At 46.3% G+C, this 9,472-nt stretch carries 7 protein-coding genes; 4 read left to right on the forward strand and 3 right to left on the reverse strand.

Annotation, left to right across the window (positions count from 1 at the left end; genetic code table 11):
• The first annotated feature begins 136 nt into the window (after nt 1-136).
• Entirely contained in the window at nt 137-589 is a 453-nt protein-coding gene (locus QUA42_RS15365; RefSeq protein WP_333138028.1) for an NADAR domain-containing protein, read from the forward strand.
• A gap of 370 nt (nt 590-959) precedes the next feature.
• Entirely contained in the window at nt 960-3,965 is a 3,006-nt protein-coding gene (locus QUA42_RS15370; RefSeq protein WP_333138029.1) for a GAF domain-containing protein, read from the forward strand.
• A gap of 7 nt (nt 3,966-3,972) precedes the next feature.
• On the opposite strand, the gene QUA42_RS15375 is transcribed toward QUA42_RS15370, so the two are convergent.
• Nucleotides 3,973-4,749 (reverse strand): pentapeptide repeat-containing protein, encoded by a 777-nt coding sequence (locus QUA42_RS15375; RefSeq protein ID WP_333138030.1) that lies wholly within the window; start codon nt 4,747-4,749, stop codon nt 3,973-3,975.
• Between the two features lie 260 nt (nt 4,750-5,009).
• Nucleotides 5,010-5,654, reverse strand: a complete 645-nt coding sequence (locus QUA42_RS15380; protein WP_333034648.1) for a pentapeptide repeat-containing protein — start codon at nt 5,652-5,654, stop codon at nt 5,010-5,012.
• A 958-nt stretch (nt 5,655-6,612) separates the two neighbouring features.
• Here QUA42_RS15380 and QUA42_RS15385 point away from each other — a divergent pair.
• Nucleotides 6,613-7,050 carry a helix-turn-helix domain-containing protein gene (locus tag QUA42_RS15385; protein ID WP_333138031.1) on the forward strand — a complete coding sequence of 146 codons (438 nt, stop codon included), beginning with the start codon at nt 6,613-6,615 and terminating at the stop codon, nt 7,048-7,050.
• Between the two features lie 297 nt (nt 7,051-7,347).
• On the opposite strand, the gene QUA42_RS15390 is transcribed toward QUA42_RS15385, so the two are convergent.
• The gene (locus tag QUA42_RS15390; protein ID WP_333138032.1) at nt 7,348-7,701 is read right to left on the reverse strand and encodes a metal-sensitive transcriptional regulator; all 354 of its coding nucleotides are present in this window, start codon (nt 7,699-7,701) and stop codon (nt 7,348-7,350) included.
• 177 nt (nt 7,702-7,878) lie between these two features.
• Between QUA42_RS15390 and QUA42_RS15395 the strand changes: the two genes are divergently transcribed.
• A complete protein-coding gene (locus QUA42_RS15395; RefSeq protein WP_333138033.1) occupies nt 7,879-9,123 on the forward strand; it encodes an HhoA/HhoB/HtrA family serine endopeptidase in 1,245 nt (414 codons plus the stop codon).
• Nucleotides 9,124-9,472 lie beyond the last annotated feature (349 nt).

Genomic DNA, 9,472 nt, shown 5'->3' on the forward strand with positions numbered 1-9,472 from the left:
TATACAATCAATCTCAAATACTCCTGGAGGCAACAAGTGGTTTGACACGTTACTAAGAGCGCGGTAAGGCGCTTCAGGGGCAGCTTAAATAATTACATTCTACCTACATCCTGTAAAATATAAAATCTCAAATCTAATGATAATTTACTTTTATAAAGTAGAGGAGCCTTACGGCTGCTTTTCTAATTTTTCACTACACGAGATTTCTCTCCACGGTCAATATTGGTTGACTGTGGAACATTACTATCAAGCCCAAAAATTTGTCAGCACGGATAAAAGATTAGTGGCGGCGATTCAAGCCGTAGCAACTCCTCAAGAAGCCGCTAAACTAGGTCGAGATCCCAACCACCGGATTCGCGATGATTGGGAAGCGGTGAAAATTCCCATTATGCGCGAAGCAGTTTTAACTAAGTTTCTCGCTCATACAGACATTCAAGCGATTCTACTCGCCACAGGGGATCGAGTGATTGTCGAGGATTCGCCAACGGATTACTACTGGGGCTGTGGCTGGGACCGAACCGGTGAAAATCATTTGGGTAAAATTCTGATGAGCGTGCGCCAAGAAATTGGTCAGCGCTTTGCGCACTGATAGAAACTCAAATTCTTTCGTTAATTATCATTATATGAAGTTATACAACAAATGTCAAGTTATCCTAACAATGAAGAATTCTCATAGTGAGAGTTGAAGATTGCGAGAAATTTATAAGAGCATTAAAATAATAATAATTATTTGCTTGAGTCGCTCTGCCTGTTGAAGGCAAGGATTAAACTGGCGCGATCGCAGATTTTACTTGCCCCAGCCCACCCGAGGCGATACGCCGTCGTCTCTCACCCATGCGCCACCGATTAATTGTACAGATCGGTTGAGTCAAAAACTCAGGGTGAGCCATTTGAGTTTGAACGCTCCAACAGCACATCAAAACTTCTTATTATCATTGTATAAGTACAAAAGGAGATTTATGCAACTCACAGAAAATACGGAAGAATTACATTATAAACTAGACAGAGAAGTTTTGATACGGCGGATAACTGAACGCATCCGCCAATCTCTAGAATTAGAAGATATTTTAACAAGTACGGTAGCAGAAGTGCGGTCTTTTTTGAAAACAGATCGCATTATGATTTACAGGTTTAGTGCCGACGGAAGTGGAGAAGTTGTTGCCGAGTCAATTAATAACAACTGTCTCCCTTCCTTGAAAGGACTCCACTTTCCAGCAGACGACATTCCCGCGAGCGCCCGAGAGATGTATGTCGCTTTGCGCCAGCGGACAATAATAGATGTTAACTCAGGGACGATCGTCCTGAGTCCCCTCGATGCAGCAGACACCGGTCAACCTTTAGTAAAGGAGGAGATGCACTACCGAGCGCTCGATCCTTGCCACACCGCTTACCTGATGGCAATGGGAGTGCAATTTTCCTTAGTCGTGCCGATTTTGCACCGTAGGATCGCGTCGCCAAACAGCAAAACAGATATCTGCGAGGCGGCCACGTGTCTGACTCGATACGAGCCAGGAAATAATCAAAAAATTCACATCGAACTGTGGGGACTTTTAGTGTCTCACCACTCTGCGCCCCTCAATATCTCACCAGCAGATTTAGAAGTAGTTCAGCTCGTATCAGATCAATTGTCTAGCGCTATAGCCCACGCGCTCCTCCTCCAGCAAACCCGCTCTCAAGCCGCCCGCGAAGCTACCGTGAGCCGCATAGCAGCCCTGTTGTACGGTCACGTCAACATTCAACTGCAACAGGGTTTAGAAGCCACCGTCACCGCTTTGGGCGGCAGCGGTGGCAGACTCTATCTCAACCAGTCGAAAATCAACGGTGAAAAGTTATCCGTTCCCAAGATTGAAGGAGAATTGGCAATTGCCCCGACCCACCGCGAGGCTACCTTTGAACTGTTCACCACAGGAGAACAACCGACACTTCCCAATTGGGAAAAAGTTAAGGCTATCGAAGCTCATCCCCTCTGGCATGAATGGCTAACCAAAGGATTGAAAAATAGTGAAGAAATTTCCAGAATTTCAACTTTTACTAACTGTCAATTCCCAGTTTTGATAATTACTGACTTATACAAAGAACCTCTATTTAGAGTTTTAGTTCCCGCTTTCCAATCTACTAAAATTAGGGGTTTGCTGGTAATTCCCCTCCACTATAAACAACAAGTAGTCGGCTGTTTGACCATTTTTCGCAATGCAATAGATACCGAAACAATGTGGGCGGGGCGCTTTGACACCAGCGCTGCACAAACCCTTCCCAGACAATCCTTTGAACTCTGGCGAGAAATAAAAAAAGGTCAGTCGCCCGAGTGGAAGTACGAGGAAATTGAGCAAGCTTTAGCTATAGGCAGCCAATTTTGTTCGGCAATTGGGCAGTACGTTCTTTATAAAGAAGTGCAGACTCTGAATGCCAACTTGGAGCGCCAAGTTCAAGAACGCACCGCCCAATTGCAACAATCCTTGGACTTTGCCAAAGTATTGACGCGAGTTAGAGACCAGATTCGCAGCACCTTAGATTTAAAAATCATACTGCAAACTATTGTGCGAGAAGTCAGAGTTTTGTTGGATACCGATCGCACGGTAATCTACCAATTTGCAGCCGACAAACAGGGCGAGGTAGTTGTCGAAGCTGTTTGCGGCCAGTGGCGGTCAATTTTAGGTATCACATCTCCACAACAATGCTTTCCCGAATTCTCAGACTGCTTTTATCGAGCCGGAGGGGTGCGAGCAATTAATGATATTTATACTGAGGATTTAACACCCTGTCACCGCGAATTTTTGGAAGAGTTGCAGGTGAGAGGAAGTTTAATTGTGCCGATGAGAGGCAAAGATTCCCAATTGTGGGGGTTGTTGATTGCCCATGAGTGTTCGGGGCCGAGAGTTTGGCAAACAGCAGAACAGGAATTGGTGCAACATTTAGCGGCTCAAGCTGCGATCGCCATTCACCAAGCAGAACTTTATCAAGAAAGTCTCAACGCAGCAACTGCCGAGCGATTAAAAGCCGAACAGCTAGCTAAAACAGTCACAGAACTGCACAATACCCAAGCCCAACTGATTCAAACCGAAAAAATGTCCAGTCTCGGACAACTCCTGGCCGGAGTCGCCCACGAAATCAATAACCCCGTTAACTTTATCTACGGCAATCTGTCCCACGCCAGCGAATACACCAAAGATTTGCTCTGCTTGGTGGAACTCTACCGCCAGCACTACCCCAATCCCAACCCAGAAATTAGCGAGTGCTCCGAAGCAATCGACATCGAGTTTCTTGCCGAAGATTTGCCAAAGATTTTGGGTTCCATGACAGTTGGAGTTGAGCGCATCCGCCAGTTAGTTGTATCTTTGCGTAATTTTTCCAGAACCGATCAAGCCGAGAAAAAAGCCGTTGACATTCACGAGGGCATCAACAGTACCCTGTTGATTTTGCAGCACCGGATCAAAGCCAACTCCGAGCGCAACACCGTAGAAATTATTAAAGAATACGGCAATTTGCCCTTAGTAGAATGCTATGCCAGCTCGCTCAATCAGGTATTTATGAATCTGATCGGTAATGCCCTTGACGCCCTAGAAATGGGAAAAAAAGAGCGAGTTATAAATCTTCCCTTGAAAGCGGCAAGTGCAGCGGCGACACATTTAAGCTCCCAAATACGGCCTATCGAGTCAGGAGATATAAATGCCACCACCGAGCGTTTGATTCCTGATTTCCCATCCCCTTGCATTCGGATTCGCACTGAATTAATCGATGAAAAAACGGTAGGAATTTGCATTGCCGACAATGGTCACGGCATCCCCCAAGAGTTAATCTCTCACATATTTAATCCGTTTTTTACTACTAAACCCGTCGGTCGGGGCACGGGTTTAGGACTGTCTATCAGTTACCAAATTGTAGTTGAGAAACACCAAGGCGTACTTAAGTGTGTTTCTGTACCCGGTCATGGTACAGAGTTCTGGATCGAGATTCCCCTGAATTAGGTAACCGTCAAGGCAAGATCAACTTCACCAGCACAGAACCGATCGAACCGAGAAGACTCATAAAGTCGCCCCGGCTGGAAGTGCGGGGTTCCGTAGGCTTTTGACGTGCAACAATGGCTTCGCCTAACTGCTTTGACAACTCCTGACCTTGCGGATTTCCTTGAGCTGCAAAGAGTTGGTTTGCTATTGCAGCGTCTTGAGCCGCGCCGGCGAAGTCTCCCAAGTCAGCGCGAGACATACTGCGCGCAAAATAAACGGCTGCTAAATCCGATTTCAGATTCAGGGCTTGATTGTAATAATCAATGGCGTTTCTGTAGTTTCCTGCTTGAGCTTCCAGCACTCCCAAGCGGTAGAAGTCTTCAGCGGTGCCGATATTGGTTGGCATTCCTCTAACTCCGAGCAGTTGCGCGTTAGTTAAGTTGGCGTTGAGCAAATTGGCGTCGCTGAGATAGGCACTTCTCAAGTCAGCACCGCTGAGGTTGGCACCGCTGAGGTTCGCCCCTGTCAGGTTGACGCCAAACAGGCTAGTGCCGCTGAGGTTGGCACCGCTGAGGTCAGCCCCCGTCAGGTTGGCTCGACTGAGGTTAGCCAACCTCAAGTCCGCACCTTTGAGATTGGCTCCGGTTAGGTTTGCTAAAACCAAGCCCGCACTGCTGAGGTCGCAGTTGGGACACTGTCGGGTGGCTAGTAATTGTTGCGTGTGTTGGATGTTCTCGGCTGCAGCAGGAGCGATCGGGGCGATCGCGCTTAGCAGCGTTGCAGCAGCGAAGATTCTGAGTTTCATTTTAACCGTCCAAAATCCAAAATATTAAATCTAAAATAGCTTTTATCGAAGCAATTGAAAATCACCATAACACAAGTTCACCCAACAAATCTTTTGACTTGCCGTATGTAGGAGTTCTGTCCGCCATCAGCACCCTACATTGAAGTTCTCGGCCTTACCTGAATGTCAAATAAAGATTTCGCTGCCAATAAATTAGGGTAATGAATTACTCATTACCCTTTAGCCGCTGTTCTCGGCAACCATAAAAATTAACAAATAAATTAGTCGTGAATCGTGCCGTCGGGCATCGTTGTACCCTTAAGATATACTCCGCTCAAGTTAACTTTTGTAAGGTTTGCTCCCAACAGGTTTGCTCCGCTTAAGTCTGACGCACTTAAAATCGCTTCAGTCAAGTCTGCCCTAATTAGACTCGCCCCCATTAAGTCGGCTCCGCTAAGGTCTACTTTGCTCAAGTTTGCGCCAATTAAATCGCATTCTGTGAGTACCGCCCTACGCAAGTTTACTCCGTAAAGATTTACTCCGTGCAAGTCTGCATGACTGAGTGTTGCCCTAGATATGTTGGCTCCAATTAAAGTTGCTTGGATCAGGGAAGCTCCGCTCAAGTCTGCTTTACTGAGATTCGCTCCCATCAACTCAGCTCGATGCAGGTTAGCTTCAACTAAAAGTGCTTCTGTGAGGTCGGCTCCACCTAAGTCTGCTTTGCTCAAATTAATCTTGCACAAATTGGCTTTGCCAAAATTGACTCTGTTAAGTTTGGCTTTGCTGAGATTGGCTCCTATCAGGTCGGCTTCATACAGATTGGCTCCTATCAATTCTGCTTCGTAGAGGTAGACCTCGTGCAGGTAGACCCCGCTAAAATTTCTTTCTCCTATTGCATATAGCTTGAGCAGTTCGTCAACGTTCATTGTGGCTTCTCTACACCTTTTAAATGAAGAATACTGTCAGCAAGCTGGTTACACCGGATGTTCTGCAATTTTAGATTCTGAAAGATTCACACCCAGGGTGAGACTTCCCTCAATCTGCAAGATTTGAGGTGGAAAGTGCTCAACTACCCATAACTTTTTGTGGGTAGTTGAGCTTACTGAGTATTCGTGTGACTAAGATCACAAAAAAATGCTAGTAGGATCACATAGAAACTCGGCTTTCGATCACAGCAGGCGGGCAAAAATAGCCGATACTTATACTGTAATGCTGAGAAATTGACAATGCCACCCTCGTCGTGTTTTACTCAATTGGCGATAAAGCCAGTAGTTTCACGGATACTTGCCCGCTTGCTGTGAAAGTAGGTTGCAATGTCACTCGGCGCTACCCACTCCGGGTGATGAGAGTGTTGATATATCAAGATTTCTCGCACAGCGAAAGCCAGAAATGTACTTCTGGGAGTAGGGGAATGTCTGTATAAAAATGCGATCGCTGGTGTAGAGACATTCGCCTGTTTGCTAGAACCTAATGACTAAAAATCGCCCATACGTTCGCAAAAATTACCAATAGATACCAGGAAAACCATGATAGATGTTTAACAATAAAAGAATAAATGGTATTCCTTAAGAGTCACCTATTGCCGCTAATCTTAGAGTCGATCGGTTAACGGCTATCAGTATTAGCAATGACGCTTGTCCATCAAATACAAAACTGACCCCGAAACCGGGTTTTTTACCAAAAAAAATCGTTGCCACCTTGCTCCAGGGTAAAATAATGCGGTTTCTGAGCGTCTGAGTGCCTCCCGGAAGGAAAAAGTTTAATGAGAACGATCGCTTTTGTATGGCTTCAGGGCCAACAAAAGGTCAGCATTTAGGATAGGAGCAGCTTTGGCTCCATTGTCCAACAAAGGTATTGTAGAACGCGAATCTTGAGGTAATTGATATGGCTGGAGTATGTAAGCTTAGCATCACAGAGACAATTGAAGAACTAAAAAACCTGTTAACTGAACAAAAAACAGCCAGCGGATTTCAAAAAATTCAAGCACTTTACCTGTTCAAAATTTGTCATGTTAAGACAGTTAAAGAATTGGCAATGACGATCGGGGTCAATCGAATTACAGTGCAGCGGTGGCTGAGAAAGTACCGATCTGACGGACTCGAAGGACTCCTCGAAACAAAGCACAGCGGCGGCCGTAAGCCGGCCATTCCTCCTCTGGCCCGCGCTAGTTTGGCAATGCGCCTCAGCGACCCCCAGGAAGGTTTTAAAAGCTATGGAGAGATTCAAGAGTGGTTGCAGCAGGAATACAGCATCCAAGCTTCCTATAAAGCCGTTTATGCAACAGTCAGATACCACCTAAAAGCCAAGCTGACGAAAGTCTAGACAGTTCATACTAAGTCGGATTAAGCACCGATTATCTAATTGTTTCCCGTCAGCTTTTGAAGATTTTGAGGAGTTGCGTAATCACGACAAACCTGACTAATTCTTTTTTCACACAACTCGCTCTCCTAAACTGCTGAGCATATAAATTATATGTTGTGGCAATGAGGGTGAGGGGGAGAAGATTGGATGGTTTTCCCGTGTTTTTGAAAGATGCTCAAAAAATTCGCCATAAATCATAGCTTGCAAGTTTTGTCTAATTTGCAGGTTTTGTTATATGGATGTAAAAATTGGCAGAGGCTAAGGCAAAAACCGATCCAAAGCGGCTTTCAACTCTTCGATTTCCGTATCGATATTACCTTCTTTAGCGGCTCGGGCAATGCACTCTGTTAAGTGTTCGTCAAGAATGATTCTCGCCACGCGATCGAGCGCGCCTCGAACCGCAGCAATTTGCACGAGAACTTCGGGACAGGGACGGTTTTCTTGCACCATTGTTTTAATGCCGCGGACGTGTCCCTCAATCCGAGACAAGCGATTTACCAGCCGCCGCATCGATTCTTCATCGTGATGGTGAGGGTGGACTGATTTATCGTCGTGATGGTGGTGGGAATTTGAGGGCAAGGATTTGTCAGTAGAAGTATCAGATACAATCATGGGGGTTACGAAGGAAATTTAAAAGTTAGAATTCAGAATAGGTTGAGTTGGTGCGGGTTCGTGACTCATGTATTGTAACTGTCTAAATATATTTAGGATCTTCATAGTGGCAGATTATTGAGTCCGCACGATCGCACACGTTTACCAGACTAACCCAGACTAACAAAGATTGACGCTATGCGACTATTTAAGTTTTTTCGCCCCGCACCTCGAATCAGTGCTCGTTGGTTCGCCCTAATTTTAGGAATGACGATCGCCCTGAGTGCTTTAACAATCAATGCTGCACCCGCTGCCGCCGCTGATGGCACAAATCCGCCCAACTTACAGTTCCAGAATTTCCCAGCCACTCCCCCGAATCCGCAACTGTTAGCACTACGGGGCGGGGAACTGCCGGGGGATACCGGCAGTTTTGTGACGGCGGCAGTTGATCGAGTCGGGCCGGCAGTTGTCCGCATTGATACCGAGCGCACTGTCAGTCGCAACCTCGACCCCTTAATGGAAGACCCATTCTTCCGTAGATTTTTGGGAGAAGATTTACGCAGCATGACCCCCAGACAAGAACGCTTACGCGGTCAAGGTTCTGGCTTCATCATTGACAAAAGCGGGATTGTTTTAACCAACGCTCACGTAGTTGACAAAGCCGATCGAGTGACTGTCACCCTAAACGACGGCAGGACATTTCCAGGAGAAGTCCAAGGTACTGACGAAGTAACAGATTTGGCTGTTGTCAAAATTAATACCAAGCAATTAAACCTGCCGACGGCCACCTTGGGAGATTCTGACGCGGTGAAAGTGGGAGATTGGGCGATCGCCGTGGGCAACCCCCTGGGATTTGACAACACCGTCACCTTGGGCATTATCAGCACCCTCAAACGCTCCAGTGCAGCCGTCGGCATTCCCGACAAGCGGCTCGATTTCATTCAAACCGACGCCGCCATCAATCCCGGCAATTCCGGTGGCCCGCTGTTAAACAGCAGAGGAGAAGTGATTGGCATCAACACGGCGATTCGAGCCGACGCAATGGGTATTGGCTTTGCGATTCCGATCGACAAAGCCAAGGCCATCTACGCGCAGTTAGCCAAGGGAGAACAAGTCAGCCATCCGTTTTTGGGGATTCAGATGATTGCTTTGACTCCTGAAATGGCCAGAGAGAATAATTCTGACCCCAATGCTCCTTTAATTGTGCCGGAAGTGAAAGGGGTGTTAGTGATGCGAGTTGTGCCAAATACGCCTGCTGAGGCAGCAGGGGTTCGCAAGGGGGATGTCATCGTTGAAATTGACGGTGAGGGAGTGACTGAGCCCGAACAGTTGCAAAATTTGGTGGAAAACAGCAAAATCGGTCAAATTCTGGAACTGAAGGTGCGCCGCGGTGCCCAGATTAAAGAAGTTGCCGTTCAAACTGCTCAACTGAGGGATTTTTAACTAGAAGGGGAAGGGGGGAAATCGTTAAAACCCCCACCTCGACTCGCTCGCGTGCTGGGCATAAAAATTGTTCACCACTGAAATAGGATTGCTATCATAGATGATTTAAATTCACTCAACTATGACCGAATATTGCGTCTACTTTTAACTCAAATGCTCGTGGAAAAGGATCTCGCCCTTTAGCCTCGATCGCACTATAACCGCTTCATCTCAAATCCGCGCTTCATGGGAATTACAAATTTGAGTCAAGTGGCAACTGTATGTATTTTCGATATAGCAATCCTAAATCATTATCATGAGTACGGTACAATTATATGCAATACTTGATTATGACAAAAAAAATGAATAA

The sequence above is a fragment of the Microcoleus sp. Pol11C2 genome (genome assembly GCF_036701505.1).
GTDB lineage: Bacteria > Cyanobacteriota > Cyanobacteriia > Cyanobacteriales > Microcoleaceae > Microcoleus.